The organism is Vagococcus sp. CY53-2 (assembly GCF_022604695.1).
In the GTDB taxonomy this organism is placed as follows: Bacteria; Bacillota; Bacilli; order Lactobacillales; family Vagococcaceae; genus Vagococcus.
This window is the reverse complement of sequence record NZ_JALAHP010000002.1, coordinates 375,807-398,334: the sequence shown is the minus strand read 5'-3', so window position 1 is coordinate 398,334 and position 22,528 is coordinate 375,807. Positions and strand designations below refer to the sequence as shown.

24 protein-coding genes are annotated in these 22,528 nt (G+C 32.5%); 11 read left to right on the top strand and 13 right to left on the bottom strand.

Translation table 11 applies throughout. The features are described 5' to 3' along the window. Positions 1-29: 29 nt before the first annotated feature. Positions 30-1,034, top strand: a complete 1,005-nt coding sequence (locus tag MN581_RS05855) for a putative sulfate exporter family transporter (protein WP_241699377.1) — start codon at positions 30-32, stop codon at positions 1,032-1,034. A 45-nt stretch (positions 1,035-1,079) separates the two neighbouring features. Here the strand turns inward: MN581_RS05855 and MN581_RS05850 are convergent, their stop codons facing one another. The 4 genes from MN581_RS05850 to MN581_RS05835 are packed head-to-tail and all read right to left on the bottom strand — an operon-like array spanning position 1,080 to position 3,071. Further along, a complete protein-coding gene (locus tag MN581_RS05850) occupies positions 1,080-1,625 on the bottom strand; it encodes an isochorismatase family cysteine hydrolase (protein ID WP_241699376.1) in 546 nt (181 codons plus the stop codon). An 11-nt stretch (positions 1,626-1,636) separates the two neighbouring features. Then, positions 1,637-2,329, bottom strand: coding sequence for a 5'-methylthioadenosine/adenosylhomocysteine nucleosidase (locus MN581_RS05845; RefSeq protein WP_117972731.1), 693 nt, complete (start codon positions 2,327-2,329; stop codon positions 1,637-1,639). A 12-nt stretch (positions 2,330-2,341) separates the two neighbouring features. Continuing rightward, a complete protein-coding gene (locus MN581_RS05840) occupies positions 2,342-2,512 on the bottom strand; it encodes a hypothetical protein (protein ID WP_158559395.1) in 171 nt (56 codons plus the stop codon). A gap of 10 nt (positions 2,513-2,522) precedes the next feature. Then, positions 2,523-3,071 carry an NUDIX hydrolase gene (locus tag MN581_RS05835; RefSeq protein ID WP_241699375.1) on the bottom strand — a complete coding sequence of 183 codons (549 nt, stop codon included), beginning with the start codon at positions 3,069-3,071 and terminating at the stop codon, positions 2,523-2,525. A gap of 184 nt (positions 3,072-3,255) precedes the next feature. Here MN581_RS05835 and MN581_RS05830 point away from each other — a divergent pair, with 184 nt between their 5' ends. Both MN581_RS05830 and MN581_RS05825 read left to right on the top strand, forming a co-directional pair. Continuing rightward, the gene (locus MN581_RS05830; protein ID WP_241699374.1) at positions 3,256-3,927 is read left to right on the top strand and encodes a 5-bromo-4-chloroindolyl phosphate hydrolysis family protein; all 672 of its coding nucleotides are present in this window, start codon (positions 3,256-3,258) and stop codon (positions 3,925-3,927) included. Beyond that, a complete protein-coding gene (locus MN581_RS05825; RefSeq protein WP_117972728.1) occupies positions 3,927-5,120 on the top strand; it encodes a toxic anion resistance protein in 1,194 nt (397 codons plus the stop codon). The genes MN581_RS05830 and MN581_RS05825 overlap by 1 nt, the downstream gene beginning before the upstream one ends. A gap of 42 nt (positions 5,121-5,162) precedes the next feature. Here MN581_RS05825 and perR read toward each other — a convergent pair whose 3' ends face one another. Together perR and lspA are read right to left on the bottom strand one after the other, a co-directional pair. Further along, the gene (gene perR / locus MN581_RS05820; RefSeq protein ID WP_117972727.1) at positions 5,163-5,609 is read right to left on the bottom strand and encodes a peroxide-responsive transcriptional repressor PerR; all 447 of its coding nucleotides are present in this window, start codon (positions 5,607-5,609) and stop codon (positions 5,163-5,165) included. A 66-nt stretch (positions 5,610-5,675) separates the two neighbouring features. Next, a complete protein-coding gene (gene lspA, locus MN581_RS05815; protein ID WP_117972726.1) occupies positions 5,676-6,131 on the bottom strand; it encodes a signal peptidase II in 456 nt (151 codons plus the stop codon). A gap of 191 nt (positions 6,132-6,322) precedes the next feature. Here lspA and MN581_RS05810 point away from each other — a divergent pair, with 191 nt between their 5' ends. Continuing rightward, complete coding sequence (locus MN581_RS05810; protein ID WP_117972725.1) at positions 6,323-6,535, top strand: cold shock domain-containing protein; 213 nt, start codon at positions 6,323-6,325, stop codon at positions 6,533-6,535. A 17-nt stretch (positions 6,536-6,552) separates the two neighbouring features. Here MN581_RS05810 and MN581_RS05805 read toward each other — a convergent pair whose 3' ends face one another. Next, positions 6,553-6,978, bottom strand: coding sequence for an EbsA family protein (locus MN581_RS05805; RefSeq protein WP_117972724.1), 426 nt, complete (start codon positions 6,976-6,978; stop codon positions 6,553-6,555). Positions 6,979-7,062: 84 nt separating this feature from the next. On the opposite strand from MN581_RS05805, the gene MN581_RS05800 reads away from it, so the two are divergent. The 6 genes from MN581_RS05800 (at position 7,063) to ald (ending at position 13,973) form a co-directional block, all read left to right on the top strand. After that, positions 7,063-7,482, top strand: a complete 420-nt coding sequence (locus MN581_RS05800; RefSeq protein ID WP_158559393.1) for a ribonuclease HI family protein — start codon at positions 7,063-7,065, stop codon at positions 7,480-7,482. A 60-nt stretch (positions 7,483-7,542) separates the two neighbouring features. Then, positions 7,543-8,982 carry a cardiolipin synthase gene (gene cls / locus MN581_RS05795; RefSeq protein ID WP_241699373.1) on the top strand — a complete coding sequence of 480 codons (1,440 nt, stop codon included), beginning with the start codon at positions 7,543-7,545 and terminating at the stop codon, positions 8,980-8,982. A gap of 194 nt (positions 8,983-9,176) precedes the next feature. Beyond that, on the top strand, positions 9,177-10,556 hold the full coding sequence (locus tag MN581_RS05790) for a potassium transporter TrkG (RefSeq protein WP_241699396.1): 1,380 nt from the start codon (positions 9,177-9,179) through the stop codon (positions 10,554-10,556). A 140-nt stretch (positions 10,557-10,696) separates the two neighbouring features. After that, complete coding sequence (locus MN581_RS05785; protein WP_241699372.1) at positions 10,697-12,040, top strand: Mur ligase family protein; 1,344 nt, start codon at positions 10,697-10,699, stop codon at positions 12,038-12,040. Position 12,041: 1 nt separating this feature from the next. Beyond that, complete coding sequence (locus MN581_RS05780) at positions 12,042-12,728, top strand: adenosylcobyric acid synthase (protein WP_241699371.1); 687 nt, start codon at positions 12,042-12,044, stop codon at positions 12,726-12,728. Positions 12,729-12,854: 126 nt separating this feature from the next. Then, positions 12,855-13,973 (top strand): alanine dehydrogenase, encoded by a 1,119-nt coding sequence (ald, locus tag MN581_RS05775; protein ID WP_117972719.1) that lies wholly within the window; start codon positions 12,855-12,857, stop codon positions 13,971-13,973. 47 nt (positions 13,974-14,020) lie between these two features. Here the strand turns inward: ald and manA are convergent, their stop codons facing one another. The 6 genes from manA to MN581_RS05745 form a co-directional block, all read right to left on the bottom strand. Beyond that, positions 14,021-14,983 (bottom strand): mannose-6-phosphate isomerase, class I, encoded by a 963-nt coding sequence (gene manA / locus MN581_RS05770; protein ID WP_241699370.1) that lies wholly within the window; start codon positions 14,981-14,983, stop codon positions 14,021-14,023. 52 nt (positions 14,984-15,035) lie between these two features. Beyond that, entirely contained in the window at positions 15,036-16,058 is a 1,023-nt protein-coding gene (locus MN581_RS05765; RefSeq protein ID WP_117972717.1) for a serine hydrolase domain-containing protein, read from the bottom strand. Between the two features lie 74 nt (positions 16,059-16,132). Beyond that, entirely contained in the window at positions 16,133-17,017 is an 885-nt protein-coding gene (locus MN581_RS05760) for a VOC family protein (protein WP_158559391.1), read from the bottom strand. Between the two features lie 128 nt (positions 17,018-17,145). After that, entirely contained in the window at positions 17,146-18,990 is a 1,845-nt protein-coding gene (locus MN581_RS05755; RefSeq protein WP_241699369.1) for an ABC transporter ATP-binding protein, read from the bottom strand. After that, entirely contained in the window at positions 18,987-20,705 is a 1,719-nt protein-coding gene (locus tag MN581_RS05750; protein ID WP_241699368.1) for an ABC transporter ATP-binding protein, read from the bottom strand. The genes MN581_RS05755 and MN581_RS05750 overlap by 4 nt, the downstream gene beginning before the upstream one ends. A gap of 12 nt (positions 20,706-20,717) precedes the next feature. Next, positions 20,718-21,386, bottom strand: coding sequence for a TetR/AcrR family transcriptional regulator (locus tag MN581_RS05745; RefSeq protein ID WP_117972713.1), 669 nt, complete (start codon positions 21,384-21,386; stop codon positions 20,718-20,720). Positions 21,387-21,536: 150 nt separating this feature from the next. On the opposite strand from MN581_RS05745, the gene MN581_RS05740 reads away from it, so the two are divergent. Next, on the top strand, positions 21,537-22,526 hold the full coding sequence (locus MN581_RS05740) for an NAD(P)/FAD-dependent oxidoreductase (RefSeq protein WP_117972712.1): 990 nt from the start codon (positions 21,537-21,539) through the stop codon (positions 22,524-22,526). Positions 22,527-22,528: the final 2 nt, after the last annotated feature.

The window sequence follows — 22,528 nt, the reverse complement described above, 5'->3', positions numbered from 1 at the left end:
CAAATTATGTTAACTTTGGAGGAATGAATATGAAACAATTGAAACAAACTATCTACCCTGGTCTTCTCTTATCCCTAGCGATTGCTAGCTTATCAAAAATACTCGCCATATGGTTACCGTCACTCGGAGCTGGAACCATTGCTATTTTATTAGGTATTTTATTAGGAAATCTTTTTTTTAATCAATCAGTTTGGCAAAAGGGAACTAAATTTTCAGAAAAAACACTATTGGAATTATCCATTGTTCTACTTGGAACTACCGTAACCTTTCAAACTATTGTACAAATTGGGGGTTCTGGTATTCTATTTATTATGTGTCAAATGACACTAACGATTCTATCAGCTTACTTTATTGGGAAAAAATTAAAATTTAACCAGACGATGTCATTACTGATGGCAGGAGGAAATGCTGTATGTGGTTCATCAGCTATTGGTGCAATCGCACCAGAAATTGGGGCTAAAGATAAAGAAAAAGGACAAATTATTACCTTAGTCAATTTATTAGGAACTGTGATGATGCTGACTCTTCCTATTATTGGTGGTACAGTTTTTACAGATAATGTGATGGCTAAAAGTGCCTTAATCGGTGGAACGCTTCAATCAGTCGGTCAAGTTATTGCCAGTGCCAATATGGTTAGTTCACAAGTTGTAGAAATGGCAACTTTATTTAAAATTTTACGGATCATGTTCTTAGTAGTCGTTGTATTTGCTTTTGGAAAAATTGCTAACCAATCAACAGACAACAACCTAACAATACAAGAAAAGGCTAAGAAAAAATTTCCGCTTCCTTGGTATATCATTGGCTTTATCATTTGTTGTGTCTTAAATAGTGTCATTCATTTTCCAACTATATTAAGCCAAACAACGCACTCAATTAGTGGCTGGTTTGAAATTACTGCTTTAGCAGCTATTGGATTACGTATTAACGCAAAAGAATTTTTTAAAGAAGGCCCTCGATTTTTAGCGTATGCTGGAAGTGTAGGAATTGTTCAAACGATTGTTGCCATTACTTTAATAAAATTATTATCCATTTAATAAATAAAAAGCAAGCCCTAAAATCATAGGAGCTTGCTTTTTGATTTAAACAATTGTCGCACCAAGCGTATTTTTAAAATGGCCTAAAGCCCATTTATGGCCAACCTGATCAAAGCTTTGGACAGCTTTTTCGTGAATTACAATATTGTATCCTAAATTATAAGCATCGATAGCGGTATGTAACACACAAATATCTGTACACACTCCTACTAAATGAACTGTATCGATTTTTCTTTCTCTTAATCGAATATCTAAATCTGTGCCACTAAAAGCTGAATAGTGACGCTTATCTATCCAATACACCGTATCTTTCTCCTTATTTTTTTGATACACATCATTTAATCCTTGATACAATTCTCTTCCTTTTGTTCCAATAATATTATGAGGAGGAAATAAAGTGTTCTCTGGATGATACTTATCTGTGTCATCATGACAATCAATAGCAAAAACAACGTAATTTCCATCGTCAATAAATTGGTTAGTTAAACGGACCATCTCTGTTTCAATGGCTTGACCGAATTCACCAGTCGTTAATTTTCCATCACTTGCAACAAAATCATTTGTATAATCTATTGATATCAAAGCTTTCATGTCTTCTCTCCTTAGTTTAATTGTTTCACTAATTCAACGACCATTTCAGCAGATTTTTTTCCTGCTTCAATAATAAACTCATCAAAATTTACACTAGCATTTTCATCGCCTACATCACTAATGGCACGAATCACAACAAATGGACACTTATATTGATGCGCCACTTGAGCAATCGCCGCGCCTTCCATCTCATTAGCTAAAACGTCAGGAAAATGTTTTTTTATGTGGGCTATTTGTTCTTGACTATGGACAAAGGTATCTCCTGAAACAATCAACCCAATGTGTGTTGCTAATTGCTTATCCTCAGCTGCTTTTATCGCTACACTCATGAGTTGATTACTTGCTTCATAAAATAATGGCATCTGTGGCATTTGCCCATATTCATAACCAAATGCTGTAACGTCCGAATCAAAATAAGCTAATTTATCAGAAATGACAATATCTCCAATCGATAAACCTTTACCAATACCACCAGCAGATCCTGAATTAATTAAACAATCAACATGATAATGACTAATTAGTAACGTCGCTGTTAACCCAGCTAAAACTTTGCCTATACCTGATTGTGTTACTACAATTTCATGTGTTCCAATACTTCCTGAATAAAATGACACACCTGCTTCATGCCATTCTTTTTTATTTTCTAGTTGGTTTTTTAATAACACAACTTCTTGTTCCATTGCCCCAATGATTCCAATTTTCATACATAAACTCCCTTACAGTTTAAAAATAGCATACAACATAATGACTAATAAGATGACGATAATCACAATCGCTCGGTTTAACCATGCATTACGTTGTTCGTTTTTATTATGTTCTCTTACACGACTTCTTGTTAAAATTTGTTTTGACGTTGTTTCTACTTTCTTTTGTTTTTCTTTCGACATGATAAACTCCTTATTTCATTTGCATTTCCCATAATAGAATAGCATATAATGTCTTAGCATCACAAATTGTACCAAGACGAATGTACTCTTTCACTTCCTCTAAAGATAACTCCACGATATCTAAAAATTCATCCTCATCTCTTGGTAAAGGATTATCGGCTTTTTTGATACCATTAGCTTGAAATAAGACCATTCTTTCATTACAAAAACCTGGAGATGTAACAAAATCGGCCACTTCAACCATTGAATCACATTGATAAAAGGTTTCTTCCTCTAGTTCACGCTTAGCTGTTTCTAACGGGTTATCTTCATATGCTTCAATTTTTCCTGCTGGTATTTCTAAAATACTTTTTTCTATTGCTTTACGAAATTGTTTGACTAACACAATGCGATTCATCGGTGTAATGGCTAAAATACCAACTGCTCCTTTATGAAAAACCAATTCACGTTTTGATGTTTTCCCATTAGGTAATTCAACCGTATCAACACACACATCAATCACTGATCCTTTGAATACCTCTTTTCTTTTGAGCGTTTCTTCATTAAATTTATCTTTCATTCATGCCTGCTCCTTGTCAATTCACTTATTTATGTTTATGATACCTTTAAAGAGTCGTTATTTCAACAAAACTCGCTGTATCCTTAATACTTATTTATAAATCAAACTTAGGACTGATAATGTTTTTACTTCCTTATGCTAAACTAATACTATACAAAAAATACTTGAAAAGAGGAGTGACAAAATGAAGAGAATGAAATACACAATCGTCGGTGTTATTGGTTTTTTAATAGGAATGTGCGTTTTAACGGATATTAATGAAAATCTTGGTACCGTATTTATCTTAATTGCTATCAGTTGGATAATTTATCGAAAGATTTCTAAACGAAAAAACAAAGAAGTCGTTCCTGAACTGACTAGAGAGAAACAAGAACATTATCATGAAGCTGGCATGTCTGACAAAGAGATTGTTTTTTTTAGAACAACGCTATCAGAAACAAAAGGACAAATTGATCAATTAGAAAAAAACTTCTATAATATTCCGAAGCTAAATGCCATTAACTTGAGATATGACACATTGAAAGTAGCAAAAGCGATGTTCAAAGAAATTGTTAAAGAACCTAAAAAACTTCATTTGGCAGATAAATTTTTGTATACTCATTTGCCTAATCTAGTTGAAATGACGAATAAATATGCAGACATTTCTAATCATGAAATCAAAAGTAAAGAGACATATGATACACTAAATAATAGTATTGGTGCAATCGAAAATGTCTCTCGTCTTATCATAGAAGATTATGAAAATTTTGTTTCAGATGATATCGAAGATTTAGAAGTAGAAATTTCAATTGCCAAACAAAATGCTAATAAAGAAGCCTTTAAACACAATATATCTGATGATCAGGAGGAATTGTAATGTCGGATGAATTAAAAAAAGCTGAACCCATTGATAATACTTTAGATGATTTACTAAGTAATCCATTTTCAGAATTGGAACAATCTGACTTATTAAATCAGGCTGAAAAAAAACAACAAGTAACAAAAGCCCAAACGTCAACAAAAGTCATTGATAGACTATCAGATGAACGAAAACAACAAGCACAAGAATTAGCCAATCAAATCGATACAAATGATAGCCAATCCATTTTAAGCTATGGTGTTGCGGCACAACAAAAATTAAGTGAATTTTCACATACCATGTTGAATCATGTTCAAACACAAGATATTGGTCCAATGGGAGATTCTCTAACTGAATTAATGTATCGTTTAAATGAAGCAAGTCCTAGTGAACTTGAAGCAAAAGATGGAAATCTATTTAAACGCATGTTTGGAAAGGTAAAGCAATCCATTTATGAAACAACAGCAAAATATCAAAAAATTGGTGCTCAGATTGATAAAATAGCTGTTAAACTAGATCATGAAAAAAATGGATTACTTGAAGATAATAGCATGTTAGAACAACTTTATCATAAAAATAAGGACTACTTTGATGCCTTGAATATCTATATTGCAGCTGGGGAATTAAAAATTGAAGAACTTCAAACAAAAACGATTCCAGAAGCAATGGCTTTAGCTGAAAAAACTGGTGACCAAATGGATACACAAATTGTGAATGACTTAAACCAATTTGTTGATCGTCTTGAAAAAAGAACATACGACTTAAAACTAGCGAGACAGATTACGATTCAACAAGCACCACAAATTCGTTTGATTCAAAATACAAATCAAGCACTAGCTGAGAAAATACAAGCTTCTATTAATACAGCCATTCCTTTATGGAAAAATCAAGTGGCGATTGCTTTAACTCTTTTAAGGCAAAAAGATGCGGTTACAGCTCAGCGTCAAGTATCTGAAACAACAAATGATTTGTTAGCTAAAAATTCTGAAATGCTAAAAATTTCAGCTATTGAAACAGCAAAAGAAAACGAACGTGGCATTGTTGATATTGAGACACTACAAAAGACACAAAATGATTTAATTGAAACCATCCAAGAAACACTTAAAATTCAACAAGAAGGCAAAGAAAAACGCCGTAATGCTGAATTAGAATTAGCGATGATGGAAGAAGATTTAAAAAATAAATTACTTGATATGTCAGGTAATAACTAATAAAAAAGTCCATACTTCTCATAAAGAGAAATATGGACTTTTTTATATAACCTCTTCTTCTAATTTTTGACAATCTGGACAAATACCATACATTTCTAAACGATGATCATTTATCTTAAAACCAGTTAATTTTTCAGTAGCCGCTTCAACATCACCCAAGCCAGGATAATTAACATCTACTACTTTTTTACACTTTTCACAAATGGCATGATAATGTTTCTCCGTTGTAAAATCAAACCGACTTGAAGAATCACCATATGTCATTTCGATAACAAAACCAATCTCAGTAAACAATCTTAAATTGTTATAAACAGTCGCCACACTCATGTTTGGAAAACGATGTTCCAACTCTTTATAGATATCATCTGCCGTAGGGTGTGTGTGACTTTCGATTAGATATTCCAAAATAGCGTATCTCTGTGGCGTTATTCTTATATCAGCTGCTTTTAACTTTTCAATCGCTTCGTCAACTAAGTGATCCTTTGACATATAGCATCATCCTCACAAATTATATTAATTCCATTCTACTACTCTTTATTGATTTTCGCAAGATACTCATCTATGAGACTTTTCTTCATCATAAAGTAGAATATAAATAAAGATGCACAAAACACCAATAACTAAAAAAATATCTGCTACATTAAAAATTGGAAATCTAATAAACTCTGTTTGAAACATATCCACCACATACCCTTGTCTAAATCGGTCAATGAAATTACCAATAGTTCCACCAATGACAAAACTTAGCCCCACTGTTAACCATTTATTTTTATATCTATGTTTATATAGTAGGTAAGAAAAAATACCTAAAGCAATCACTCCAACTAATAAAAAAAACCACATATGGCCTTCAAATATACTCCAGGCTCCTCCTTCATTTCTGATATGGGTAATGGATAAAATAGGATTAGTCATCGTTGTATCATACAAATCTAAATGTTGTACCACCATCAATTTAGTTAATTGATCTAAAATAATACTCCCTATAATAATAAAAATATAAAGAAACATTGGTTCATCTCCCTCATCGATAAATAATATCTTGTAATCTAGTTAAACAATAAGTACAGTATATAACATTTTTTTGAAAGAACAAACTTTATTTCTAGATGCTTTTGTATAAATTTTTGTTATTTGACGAATATTCGTTCTAAACGTATAATAATCAGTATGAGACAAGAAAAAACCTGGAGGAATGTGAAATGAAACAAGGTTTAGTGAAATGGTTTGATGTAAAAAAGGGATATGGATTCATTATTTACGATCAAGATGAGGAAATCTTTGTTCATTTTACTGCAATAGAACAGGATGGGTTTAAAACACTTTTTGAAGGACAACAAGTTAAATTTGATATTAAAGAAGGAGCTCGCGGCTTACAAGCATCGAACGTTTCTGTTATAGATGAAAAAAAATGAGTTGATTAATCGTCAACTCATTTTTTATACCCATTTACCATGCAAGATAACTGGGCTGACTCTTCTAAATGATGAATAAAATTCGTTTTAGATGATGGTAGCATTAAATAAGAACGTTCATGTTGATTTGTGACTAGTGTAAAGCCATATTTCCCCACTAACACTTTTTTTATTTTACTAATATCTATCGTGTATTCATTTTTTTTTAATACCGCATTCACTTTAATCTGCTCTTGAGTTAAGATTAATTTTCTCCTTGTTCCTAAATAGAAAAAAAATAAAAAAATAAAAAATGTCACAATACTAAATAGATTAATCCGCCCTTGTTCTTCTAATAAACCGATCATACTGGCAAAAAATAATACAAAGGTCAACGACCAATAAATCACTGTATCAGCTAGTATTGGTTGGTATCTATATATGTGAATTTTATTCTCACTCATCACTAACCTCCGTTACAATCACTTTACTCTAGGATATAATCTTAACACAATATATACGAATAAAAAAATGAAATGAGGAATTTTATGATAAAAATTAATACTGATGCTTCAACACATCCTAAATACCAAGTAAGTGCTGGTTGTTTTATTATAAAAAAAGAAAATCAGACAATCGTAGAAACATTTCCTTTAGATGCGACAGATAACCATATAGCAGAATTTCAGACCATGATTCTATCTTTAGAATACTGTCTACAAAATAATTGGCAAAAAGACTTAATTTTTATTTATTCTGACAGTAGGATTGTGGTTGAATCATTTCATAAACGTTATGTAAAAAATGATCGCTTTCTACCTTTATTATCAAAATTACTTGTTTTAAGTCAGGAATTTAGCGATTTAATGATTGAATGGATTCCACAAGAATCAAATAAAATGGCTGACCATCATGCTAAACAAGCACTAAAAAAAGAATTAAAACGTCAAAAAAAGAGTCCTAAATAATTAGCTAGGTATATCGCTATTTTTTTGCTAAAATAAAGTATCAAAGAAAGGGGTATATTCATGAGTGTCCTGTTAATCATTTTATATTTAATCAACTTACTATTTGCTCTGTTTTTAATATTTTATAGAGAGCGTGATACTAGTGTTACTTGGGCGTGGTTATTAGTCTTTATGTTTATCCCATTTTTAGGATTTATTTTATATTTATTTTTTGGTCTTGGGCTAAGTAAAAAGGAACGATATGAAATTAAAAATCAAATTACAATGGATTTTAGCTCGCTAGATGATATTTACGATCCAACATCGCAATTATATGATGATACACCTTCAGATAATAAATATGCTCAGCTTGCCTACTTCATGTCTAATTTAAATCATACACCTTTAACGCACCATAACAACGTCACCATATTAACCGATGGAGAGAAAAAATTAGAAGCTTTATTAAATGATATTAAACACGCTAAAACGTTTATCCATATTGAATATTATGCTTTTGTGACAGACAAAACGGGTATGAGAGTAGTTGATCTATTAACTGAAAAGGTAAAAGAAGGGGTAGAAGTTTGCCTATTATATGATGAATTAGGCTCTAAAGGAGTTAAGAAAACAAAGTTTTCTAAATTAATTGAAGCTGGTGGACGAATCCAAACTTTTGTTACCAGTGAGAAGGCTATTTTAAAATTTCGTGTCAACTATCATGACCATCGAAAAATCGCTGTAATCGATGGAAAAATTAGTTATGTTGGTGGATTTAATATCGCAGATCAGTACGTTGAAACAACTAAAAAATTTGGCTACTGGCGTGACACCCATCTTAGAATTGACGGCCCCGCTACCTCTATCTTAGAATTACGCTTTTTATCCGATTGGAATGTTTCCGTCCCTGATGATAAAAAACTTATTGGAAAGCTTGATTATTTATATCATGAAAAACCAAATGAGAAAGCCACAACTGATATTCAAATTATTGCTAGTGGACCACATGATGAGAAGCAACAAATTAAATTAGCTTTTACAAAACTTATCACCAGTGCTAAAAAACGGATTTGGATTCAAACACCATACTTTATACCAGATGATACAATTCTTGATGCTTTAAAAATTGCTAAACAGTCCGGTGTAGATGTACGAATTATGATTCCAAATAAACCAGATCATCCTTTTATCTATAGGGCAACACAATATTTTGCTCAAGTGATTATGAAACATGATGTTGATGTCTTTATTTATGAAGGTGGATTTCTTCATTCTAAAGTTCTTATTATGGATGATGAAGTAAGCATCGTGGGTTCAGCTAATCAAGATATTCGTAGTTATAAACTGAATTTTGAAGCGAGTGCTGTTATGTATGATAAATCTATCAATAGTGCTTTATCTCATTATTTTACAGAAGACTTAAAGCAATCCAAAGAATTAACACAGCAAATGATTGATGACATGTCTATTTGGTTGAAATTCAAACAAAAAACAGCACGATTATTTTCACCAATTATGTAATAAAAAATAAGTGATAACAATTATTTTTTTTTAATTGTTATCACTTATTTTTTATTACTAAGAGTCATAAATAGAAGCACCCAAATTTAGAGTCTTTTTTGTTAAGACTAGTTTAATCAGACATAAGTTGTTATACTAGTTGAGATATTACCAGACAAGGAGGAAATACTATGCCTCGTTTAGAGTTTTCGTATATGAAATTAAAGCACCTAAGCACTCGGTACATTAACCAACACCTTTCGAGTATCCAAATTATTTTTCTATATTATGTGTTAATTACAACTGTCGCTTACTTTTTACTTAATTTAACATTTTTCCATCAAGATAATGCTAATTATTCAACCTTTGATATGATTTTTATGGCTATTAGTACGGTTAGTGTGACAGGTTTAAGTACTTTCAATATTAATGAAGTATTTAACCAACGTGGGATTATTTTACTTGAAATTCTCTTTCAAATAGGTGGCTTTGGTATTATGATGGTGTCAACTTTTTTCTTCATTTTATCAAAAAAGAAAATTTCTCTAAAGCGTCGACAATTAATCATGACTGATATGAACTCTCCAAAGCTTAGCGGAAGTATTCGATTAATCAAAAATACTATGCTGACTGTATTAGTCATACAATTGCTATTTGGTCTTGTTTTTTCTACCCATTTTTATTTTGCCGAACATCATCTTGATTTAGTTGATTCGTTGTTCCATGGATTTTATCAATCCATCTCAGCAGTAACAAACTCTGGGTTTGATGTAACAGGTGAGTCGGTCACCCCTTATAAAAACGACTTTTTCTTTTTACCTATTTTGATGCTACTTATTATGATTGGCGGGATTGGGTTTCCAGTCTTAATGGAAGTAAAAGAGTGGTTATTTTATAGAAGAGACAATCATAAGTTACCTTTTCGTTTTTCCCTATTCAGTCGATTAGCGATTAGTATCTATATTGTATTATTTATCGTTGGAACAATTTTAATCTATTTATTAGAAAAAAACCATTTATTTATTGATATGAGCGAACAACAAAAATGGCTGACGTCTATGTTCTATTCTACTACCACACGAAATGCTGGTTTACAATTAAATAATCTAAATGATTTTCAAACACCTACCCTATTACTTTTTTCAATGCTAATGTTCATTGGTTGTAGCCCCAGTTCTGTTGGTGGTGGTGTGCGAACAACAACCGTTGCGATATTAGGATTATATATGTATAGCTTTATAAAAGGACAAGAAAATGTCACTATATTTAATAGAAGAATTGATCGAACAGACATAAAAAAAGCCATCGTTGTGTTTAATTTATCTGTCTTTATGTGTTTTTTGTCTATTATGATACTAACGATTACAGAAAATGAAACAATGATTGCGTTAATTGTAGAAGTCGCTTCTGCCTTTGGAACAACAGGATTATCACTAGGCATTACCTCTTCTCTTTCCCCAATTGGTAAAATTGTTATTGCCATTTTAATGTTTGTTGGACGTATTGGCATGCTTTACACCTTAATGATTTTTATTCCAAAAGAAAAACATGACCGTGGCTATATTTATCCAACTGAAAAAATTATTATTGGCTAATGTCACTACTTAGAACATATTTTTTCATGTTCTAAGTAGTTTTTGTTATCTTATCATAGAATCTTATGTATTTTTTTAATCTTTCAATTCTTATTTTATGGTATCATGATTAAGTTAATGTATACACAGGAGGAATGTATATGAGTTTTAAAAGTGGATTAGCGACAACTGTTGGTAAATCTTCACAATGGCTATTAAAAACGTTTTTCAAAGGTGGCAGTAGCTTACCTGGAAAATTGGCTTTAAAAATAGATCCAACAATTCTTTCAAGTTTAGCAAAAGACTATGATGTGATTGTTGTGACAGGAACAAACGGTAAAACATTAACTACTGCTTTAACCGTTAATATATTAAAAGAGGAATTCGATTCTGTTGTTACGAACACAACAGGAGCAAATATGTTACAAGGTATTGTATCAACCTTCCTTCAAGGAAAGAAAAATAAGCATGGCAAAAACGTCGCTGTTTTAGAAATCGACGAAGCCAGTTTAAATAAAGTGACAGAATTTTTAACACCTGAGTTATTCTTATTTACCAATATTTTTCGCGATCAGATGGATCGCTATGGGGAAATTTACACGACTTATCAATTAATCGTTGATGGGGCGAAAAAAGCACCAAATGCACCTATTTTAATGAATGGTGATTTACCGATATTTAACTCTATCGACACTATCAACCCAAGAGAATATTATGGATTTAGTCATGCTGATGATGAAGAACAGATGGCTCATTATAATACTGATGGTGTTCTGTGTCCTCATTGCCATCACATTCTTCACTATAAAATGATTACTTACAGTAACTTGGGTGATTATTATTGCCCTAATTGTGATTTCAAACGTCCTGAACTTAATGTTGCTTTAACTGACATTAAACATATGACTAATGTCTCTTCTACCTTTACGATTGATGAACATGACTACCAAATTGAAGTAGGTGGTATGTACAATATTTACAATGCACTAGCAGCAACAGCTGTAGCGAAACATTATAATATTTCATCAGAAAAAATCAGAAAAGGTTTAGCGTACGACGAAAAAGTATTTGGCCGTCAAGAAGTCATTGAGATTGGGGATAAAAAATGCACCCTTGTTTTAGTTAAAAATCCAGTTGGGCTAAATCAAGTGATTGATACGATGAAATTATCTCCTTATCCGTTTTCACTGACTGCACTACTTAATGCAAACTATGCTGATGGAATTGATGTCAGTTGGATTTGGGATAGTCAATTAGAAGTGTTAGGTGAATTAAATATTCCTAAAGTCATCTCAGGTGGAGAACGTCAGAGTGATATGTCACTTCGATTAAAAGTAGCCGGTATTAACGAAGAAAAATTAGTTGAAACATCGTCACTTACACAAGTCATCGAAGAAATAAAATCAGCACCAACTGAACATGTTTATATTTTAGCCACATACACTGCAGTATTAGGCTTAAGAAAAGAATTAATCCAACAAGGGTTTATCAAGGAGGAAGCCTAGTATGACAAACTATCATTTAACATTTTGTCACCTGTATGGAAATTTATTGAATACATATGGTGACAATGGTAACCTACTTTTACTAAATTACTACGCAAAAAAATTAGGTATTACAATTGATACTGAAATCATCAGTGTGTTTGAAGACTTCGATGAGACGAAATATGATTTTGTCTTTTTCGGTGGAGGGCAAGATTATGAACAAAAAATCGTTTCTGAAGACATTCAAACAAAAAAAGACGCTATCACTCGTTACATTGAAAATGATGGTGTCATGCTTGCTATTTGTGGAGGTTTCCAATTATTAGGTGAGTATTACATCGGCGCTCAAGGTGAAAAAATTGAAGGAATCTCCGCTCTTCCCCACTATACTCTTAGCCAGGATAATAACCGTTTTATCGGTGATATTGAGATTTATAATAAAGAATTTGATGAAACATATTACGGCTTTGAAAACCATAATGGTATGACTTTTTTAGGAGAAGGTGAAAAACCTCTTGGAGAAGTTGTAAAAGGATATGGAAATAATGGGAAAGACAAAACTGAAGGGGTTGTTTATAAAAATGTCATGGGGTCCTATTTTCATGGTCCCTTGTTAGCAAAAAATAAGCAATTAGCACTGAGATTAATCAATATGGCTATGAAAAAAAAATATCATGTCACGTTTTCTTTGGATGATTTGAATTAGAACACAAGATAAAACTAGTGTTCTTTTTTCTTAAAAATAGTATATTATTAGCATTATTCTTACATTTTATGTATAATGATACCATCGTAATCTTAACAGGTTATGACAGAATAGGAGTGAAAAAAATTGAAAATAGGCGTACCAAAAGAAATTAAGAACAATGAAAACCGTGTTGCTTTGACTCCACCATTTGTCAAAATTTTAGTGGAAAAGTCGCATGAAGTATTCGTACAAACTCAAGCAGGAGTAGGTGCTGGCTTTGAAGACAGTGCATATGAAGAAATGGGTGCAACCATCGTTCAAAATCAAGAAGACGCGTGGGATGTTGATATGGTCCTAAAAGTTAAAGAACCATTAGCATCTGAATATCATTTATTCAAACCTAATCAAATTTTATTTACATATCTTCATTTAGCCCCTAATAAAGAATTAACTGATGCTTTACTAGAAAATAAGATTACAGCAATTGCTTATGAATCCGTTCGTTTACCCGATGGGTCATTGCCTTTATTAACACCAATGTCGGAGATTGCTGGTCGTATGGCGCCACAAACTGGTGCATACTTCTTACAATCTATTAACCAAGGTTCAGGTGTTTTATTGTCTTCTGTTCCTGGTGTTGAAAAAGGACAAGTCGTTATTATTGGTGGTGGTGTTGCTGGTATGAATGCTGCTAGAATTGCCATTGGTTTAGGTGCCAAAGTAAGAATTTTAGACATTAATCCACAACGATTAGCACAACTAGAAGATATTTTTGGAAATGACATTGAAACTGTTATTTCTAATTCTCATAACATTGAAAAATCAGTTAAAATAGCTGATTTAGTTATTGGTGCCGTTTTAATACCTGGACGTAAAGCACCAAAACTTGTTACTGAAAATATGATTAAACAAATGAAACCTGGTTCTGTTGTCATTGATATTGCAATTGACCAAGGTGGTATTTTTGAAACGACTGACCACGTAACAAGCCATGATAATCCAACTTATATTAGACATGACGTTGTTCATTATGCAGTTGCAAACATGCCTGGTGCAGTAGCTCGCACATCAACTCTTGCTTTAACAAATAATACGTTACCATATATTGTTAAGTTGGCTAATCAATCTTTAAAAGAAATTGTTGCAACTGACGAAGCTCTAAGAAATGGATTTAATACATACAATGGTAGTTTAAATTCAAACGTAATTGCTGAAGATCAAAATCGTTTAGATGACTATAAACCAATCACAGAATTATTATAATGAAACTAAAGACATCATGTTGATTTTGCAACATGATGTCTTTTTTATTATCTATTCTTTTTTCCAGGCTCTGATGCGATGATATCCATATCACCTTCTAATACCCATGTGTCAATACCATTGGGAATAATGAAATGCATTCCTTTTGAGAGTTCATACGTTTGATTAGCACCGATTTTTAAATAACCAAACCCTTCAATAACACTCGCTAATGTGTATGGTGCATGAGATTTGATATCTAATATGCCATCGACATTCCACTCAAATACATCAAAATAATCTGATTCAATAAAGGTTGTTACACTTGATTGATTCTCATTTAATTGCGTTATTTCTAATTTAGGGTCAATATGAGGAATAGTCGTCACATCTAGTGATTGTTGAATATGTAATTCACGTGTGTTTCCATTATCATCTGTTCTGTCATAATCATATACACGATAAGTTGTGTCACTGCTTTGTTGCGTTTCTAAAATCATAATCCCACTACCAATGGCATGAATGGTCCCACTAGGAACATAGAAAAAATCACCTTTTTTAACAGGTATACGTCTCAATAATTGATTCCACTCACCTGAGTCTATCATTTTTTTTAATTCTTCTTTTGATTTAGCATGATGACCATAAATAATTTCCGCTCCAGGTTCTGCACTAATGATATACCAACATTCCGTTTTTCCTAATTCTCCCTCATGACTTAACCCATAAAAATCATCAGGATGGACTTGAACAGATAAGTCATCTTCAGCATCTAAAATTTTAGTCAGTAATGGAAATACGTCTTCTTTTGGATTACCAAAAAGTTCCGGATGTTTTTTCCATAAATCATCTAACTTTTCTCCCTTGAACTCCCCATTTTCAACCGTACAAACACCATGAGGATGCGCACTAATTGCCCAACATTCCCCTATCGTTTTACTAGTTAATTCATAACCAAACTCAGTCGATAATTTTTCTCCACCCCAAATTTTTTCTTGGAATACTGGTTTTAAAAATAATGGTTCTGCCATCTTTTTCCCCTCACCTCATCTATATTGATAAAAATAGTATATCATTTCTTGTTTAATTCGTCTGTTCTTTTTGATAAACTTCAATTAATTCATCACGTTTTCTTAAATAATCTTGTCTATTATCATAAGGATGGACTCGATTTGATAAAAAAATAAAAGCCTCTTGTTCAATAATATCTATCAACATAAAAGTACCAGTATAACCAGTATGATATAATATCGGATGTTTTTTTTCTAAATGATACTTTAAATCCCAACCTAGTGAACGAGATAAATCGTTATTCGGTGTAAAATCATTTAATAATAACATCACTGTTTCTTCTTCTAAAAATACTTCTCCATTTGGTAGCCTTCCTTTATTTAACATCATTTGAACAAATTTAAAACTATCGTCAATATTACTAAATAACCCCGCACTGCCACAGTGTTCCTTTAATTGATATGCTTTTGGATCATGTACTTCTCCTTTAATTAAATCTCTATTTTTCGTTAACTCTGTTGGTGCACATAAAGAAGTGTTTATTTTACTAAAACCACTATGCACCATATTTAAGGGGATTAAAACTTCCTTTTCAAATATATTATGAACATTCTGTCTATAAATCTCTTCAAGCATAAATCCTATTAATAATGTTCCCGTATCTGTATATTTTTTTTCTCTGCCCATTTTTTTATAATCTACTGGTAACGTCAACAACGCCTCTTTTAATTCTTCAGCTGATAGCTCATCTCTATTATCAATGTACCCTGAAATAGCTGAGGTATGCGTTAACAGATGTCTTAACGTCACCTTGTCTTCATGCCATATGGGTAAATACGTGTTAAAAGGCACATCAATATTTAGTTGATTTTGTTCAATTAATTTTAATACGACAGTATTAGTCATCATAACTTTCGTAAGTGATGCCATATCATATAAGACATTAGAGGTTGCTTTTTCTTTAACAGGTAAAAATTGTTTATACCCCGTACTTCCCCTTACAACATTATCTTGACTAAAAAACAAATAATTAGCACCTGGAATGATGCTTTCTTTACACAATGACTCAATAAATTGAATGGTTTTAGAATACATTCTATCTCCTTCTTATCCACAAAAAAGCTGATAATTCTAACTAGTCTTACCAGTAGAGATTATCAGCCTTATTGCTATTTTTTGTTCTCTTTTTTAAATACAATAAACCACAAATGAATACCACTTGGATCATATAATCCAATAATTCTCTTGCCTTTATTATAGTAGAAGTCACTACCAAGTGTCTCAAGATTCTCCTTTAATGAAAGTAAATCCTCCATTGTTGGGACATCAAACGTTACATGGTCTACTCCTAAGTCAGTATCACGAATAACAGGTGACATGTCATTTGATTGTGATTCATTAATGGCTAGCTGGTGATGATAATCGTTAACTGACAATAAATGAGTTGAACTAAAATCATCATCTTTTATTTTGAATCCTAATGTCTCAGCATAAAAATTATAAACCATTTCTAAATCCGATACTGATAAATGAACATGTCCCACTTTTGTTTCATCTGGAACTGATGTGTATTCACCTTTCACATTGTTTAAACATTGTTGAATGTTTAATTCTTTTGTTACACCATCTATTTTACCATCTACCATTGGCCACTCATCTTTTGGCTTATCCCAACTAAATTCTAAACGATTATTTTCAGGATCACTGATATAAACTGACTCACAAAAACCATGATCACTTTCGCCTTCAATTGGATAATTTAATAACATGAGATGCTTAATAAAACGAGCAAGATCGTCTCGAGTTGGAAAAACAAACGATGTATGGTTTAATCCTGTCTGAATATTTGACCCTTCCACGCCATCTGGTGTCGAAATCAATCCCAGCAATTTTCTTTTCTGGCTACCAATACCTAAAATCGCCATATCATTTTCTTCATTAATCAAATCAAACCCAACAACTTGTTGGTAGAAACTTAACATTCTGTCAAAATCTTTTACCTTAATGGCAACAGAAGTTAATTTGGTGTTTGGATTTAATGAAAAGTTAACCATAATATTCATTTCCCCCTAAATTTTCGAATCAATGTCTTTTCCCTCAATATCACTTTACATTGTAACACCTTTTATCCAAGAAATTCCATTATTATATTCAGAAAATTAGATGAATATCATTTTCTTTATTAAATACTTACCCCTGTTGAAAATTGACTATTATACAATTCAGCATAGAAACCGGCTTTTTCAAGTAATTGATCATGATTTCCTGTTTCAACGATGTCCCCTTGATCCATCACAATAATATTATCTGCATCGCGAATCGTTGATAATCTGTGAGCCACAACAAAACTTGTACGACCTTCTAATAATCTATCCATTGCTTCTTGTATCAATATTTCAGTTCTTGTATCAACACTTGAAGTGGCTTCATCTAAAATTAAGACATCTGGATTAACTAAAAAAGCCCGAGCGATGGTGATTAACTGTCTTTGTCCTTGAGAAATATTTGATGCGTCTTCGTTTAACACGGTATCATATCCTTCTGGTAAACGACGAACAAATTCATCTACACGTGCTGCTTTTGCTGCACGAATAACATCTTCTTCACTAGCATCCATTTTTCCATAGCGAATGTTATCAACAATTGAACCAGTGAATAACCAAGTATCTTGTAAAACCATTGAAAAATGAGAACGTAGTTTTTCACGTTTAATATTACGAGTGTCTTTTCCTTGATACAAAATCGATCCACCTGAAACGTCATAAAAACGCTCAAGTAAATTGATGATCGTTGTTTTACCAGCACCTGTTGGTCCTACAATGGCAACTTTTTGTCCCTTAAATACATCTAAGTTAAAGTCTTTCATCAATAATTCACTATCATCATACCCAAATGCCATATGTTGGAATGACACAACTGCATCTGTTGGTTTAGCAAGTGAATCATCAACTATTGCATCACTCATTTCCATTTCATCTAATACATCAAAAATACGTTCAGCCGAAGCAATTGTTGATTGGATTGTATTTAACAGATTCGCCATTTGACTTAGAGGTTGAGCAAATTGGTTAGTGTATTGCATAAAAGCTTGTACGTCCCCTAAAGGCATGTATCCATTTGCTACTTGAATCCCACCTAATACAGCAATAAAGACATAACTAATATTTTTTACAAAGTTCATCAATGGCATAATAATCGCTGAAATAAATTGCGATTTCCAACCAGATTCATATAACTGTTGATTTTGAATTTCAAATACATCTATATTATCTTTTTCATGATTAAAACTTTTAACAACTGCATGTCCACTATAGCTTTCTTCAATCTGATTGTTTAATAAACCTAAACTCGCTTGTTGTTTGCCAAAATAACGTTGAGATTTTGGTGCAATAATCATTGTGATGATTAAACTTAGTGGCACTGTCAACGCTGCAACAATTGTTAACTTCCAGCTGATTGTTAACATCATCCACAGTACCCCGAAAAACATTAAAATACTTGTTACAAACTGAGTTAACGTTTGTTGGAGGGTTGTAGCAATATTATCCATGTCGTTAATCGCACGAGACATAATATCACCATTTGAATGCGTGTCATAGTAAGAAACAGGGACACGTCCCATTTTTTCTTTAAATTCTTTTCTTAATTGATACACTGTTCGTTGAGAAATTCGTGTCATAATAAACTGTTGTAGAAAACTAAAAACAGCAGAAGCAATATACATCGCTAGAACAATCATTAAAATACTAGCAATTTTATCAAAATCGATATCGATTTTCCCTACTTTTCCACCACTCATCATCGTTTGTTTGGCTTTCATTAACCCAGAAAAAATTTCAGTTGTTGCTTCCCCTAATATTTTAGGGGTACGGATTTGAAATATTGTTGAGGCGGTAGCTAACACAAACACTAATGCTATTAAATACCATCGTTTTAACATATATGACATCAATCGTTTGGTTGTTTTCCAAAAATTCTTTGGTTTGGCTTTTTTTCCTTTTACTCCACCAGGTCCGTGCTGTCTCATGCTATTTCCTCCTTACTCAACTGTGATGAAATAATTTCTTGATAGGTATCATTTGTTGCTTTTAGCGTTTGGTGATCGCCACGACCTACCATGACACCATCATCTAATACGAGAATCGTATCAGCATCCACCACGGTACTAATTCTTTGCGCTACTATGACGACTACTGCTTCAGTAATCGACTCTTTCAATGCTTTTCTAAGAGCAGCATCTGTTTTAAAATCAAGTGCTGAGAAGGAATCATCAAATACATAAACTGACGCGTCTTTTATAAGTGCTCTAGCTATACATAGACGTTGACGCTGTCCACCTGAGAAGTTTGTTCCACCTTGCTCAACTTTACTATCCAAACCATCTGGTAATTCAGAAACAAATGATTTTGCTTGTGCTGTTTCTAAAGCTTTCCAAATCTCGTCGTCTGTTGCATTTTCTTTCCCATATTGCATATTTGATCGGATTGTTCCGGTAAATAGCACTGCTTTTTGTGGTACAAAACTGACTTTTTCTCTTAGTTCATGTTTCAAGACATCTTTTACATTGCATTCATCCACTAATATCTCACCTTCTGTTGTATCAAAGAAACGTGGAATTAAATTGACCAACGTCGATTTACCTGAACCAGTCCCTCCGATAATCGCAACCGTATCACCTTTTTTTGCGGTAAAATCAACATCAGATAAAGCAGGTTTTTCGGCACCACTGTAGCTATAACTAACTTCTTTAAATGTTAATGAACTATCTGAATTAAATGCTTTTGGTGAATCTGGATTTTTAATATCGTCTTTCATATCAAGTACTTCATTAATACGAACAGCTGATGCTTGAGCACGGGGTACAAATACAAAAATCATCGCCATCATCACAAAACTCATTAAAATTTGCATAGCATACGTCATAAACGCCATCATGTTCCCTACTTCAAGCGTTCCTTCCGCGATATTATGACCACCAAACCAAATAATAGATACATTTGTCACACTAATAATGAACGTAATCACAGGTAATAAGAATGACATCAGTGTATTTACCTTTATGGCAGTATTCGTGTAGTCTTTATTAGCATCATCAAAACGATGCTCTTCAAATTTTGTTTGATTAAATGCACGGATAACCCGTACACCTGTTAGTCCTTCACGAAATACTAAGTTCAGTCTATCTGTTTTTTGTTGTAAACTTTTAAATAATGGAATCGCAAAATACATTGTGACGCCCACAACTAATATAATCATTGGAATGACATATAAAAATATTTTTGTCAGTTCTCTGTCACGATAAAAAGCCAAAACACTTGCACCTATTAATGTGATTGGTGCATTAATCATGATTCTTAAGAACATTTGACTAACCATTTGAATTTGATTAACATCATTGGTTGTTCTGGTAATTAAAGACGCTGTTCCAATCTTGTCAAATTCACGTTGAGATGAATATTCTACTTTTTCATAAATCTCAGAACGCAATTTTTTTCCTAGTTTTTGCGCTTGTCTTGTGGCAATAAAGGTATTAGCAATAGATGCTAATATGCCGATAAATGAGATACCTATCATCACAAAACCAACGCGCCAGATGTATGAGATATCTCCCTTAGTAACACCATTATCAATAATATTTGACGTGAGCGTTGGTAAATACAAATCGCTCGTAATTTGAATTACGATGAATAAAATAGCCCCTAAAACTGCTGGTAGAGACATTCGTTTTATGATTCTTAACATGCTTCTATCCTCCTATTTATCTTCAATTACCCCGTAAGCTATCCAATCTAACTTCATATTAAACTCCGCTTTCGCTTTTTCAATATTTACTTTTTTTCCCATTTGTTCTGAACGATAAATTTCATTAATTGATGCGTGCATCGTATAAAACAATAATCTTAATAATACTTTTAATTCTTTTGCATTAGATATTTTTAAGTATGAATAATCAATATTTCCAATTAATTCTTCATATTGGTGATAACGTTGCTTTTTTCGACCTCTCAAATGTTTTTCTGTTTTTCGATCAATATTTAATTCATCAAAAATTTCACTTGAACGTTTGTAATCCATATACATAAAGATATTTTTTAATAACTTTGCATGATCACTTCTCAAAATCAAATAAATAAAATAATCAAAAAATTCTTGCATGGTTAAAAATAAGTTTCCTTTGTTTTCTTTAAATAATGCCATGAATGTTGTTTCAGGTTCTTTTACTAAATTATCACAAATGTAGTAAAAGACATCATCTTTATCTTCAAAATATTGATAAAAACTTCCTCTTGGTATACCAGCATACTTTACAATATTAGCGATTGATGCTTGATGGATTGGAACATCAGAAAATTCTTTTTCACATGCTGCAATAATTTTTTGCTGCTTTTCTTCTTCTAAACGAAAAAATGTAGGACTTGGCATAAATCTACCTCCTAACTGTTTTATGACATAGTGTCATTGTATATGACACTGTGTCATAAAACAATTAAAAACACTTCAAAATTCAAAATAGTTTCTTTATCTAAAAATGTCATTTATACTTTGTGTATTGATTTAGTAAAGGAGTTTCACATGACAAAAGAAATATACGATATTACAATTATTGGTGGTGGACCTGCTGGGATTTTCGCTGCTTTTTACGCTGGAATGAGACAAGCTAAAACTAAAATTATTGAATCTCTACCACAACTTGGAGGACAACTTAGTTTACTTTATCCGGAAAAGCTCATTTACGATGTAGCAGGGTTTCCAAATATAAAAGCACAACAATTAGTCGATCAATTAGTTGAACAAATTAAACCGTTTAATCAAACGATTTGTTTAGATGAAGAAGTGTTACAAATTGAAAAAGAAGATGACATGTTTAAACTTATTACAAAAAAAAGCACACATTATTCCAAAACGGTAATCATCGCTGCCGGTAATGGTGCGTTTCAACCAAAACGATTAACAACTGAGGGTCATGAGTATTATGAAGGAAAAGGACTACACTATTTTGTGACTGATATGGAACAATTTAGAGGAAAAGATATCATGATTTGTGGTGGTGGTGATTCTGCGGTTGATTGGGCATTGATGCTTGAAAATGTTGCTAAATCTGTCAAACTGGTACATCGTCGTCCAACGTTTAGAGCACATGAACATAGTATCAGCTTATTAGAACAATCCAGTGTCGAAATCGAAACGCCTTTTGTTATTCAAGAATTACATGGAGATGGAGAACACTTAACAGGTGTTACCCTATTTAATCCAAAAGAAGATGAATCAAAAACGATTGACGTATCTGATTTACTCGTTAATTACGGTTTTTCTTCTTCACTAGGGCCAATAAAGAATTGGCCAATTGAATTAACACGTCAATCAATTGTAACGGATTCTGCTACTAGAACGTCTGTTGATGGTATTTTTGCGATTGGGGATATTTCGACGTATGATGGGAAAGTTGAACTTATCGCAACTGGATTTGGTGAAGCACCGATTGCCGTTAACCACGCAGTAAACCACATAAATCCTAAAGAACGTATTCAACCAATGCATAGTACTAGTTTATTTGACCAATAGTT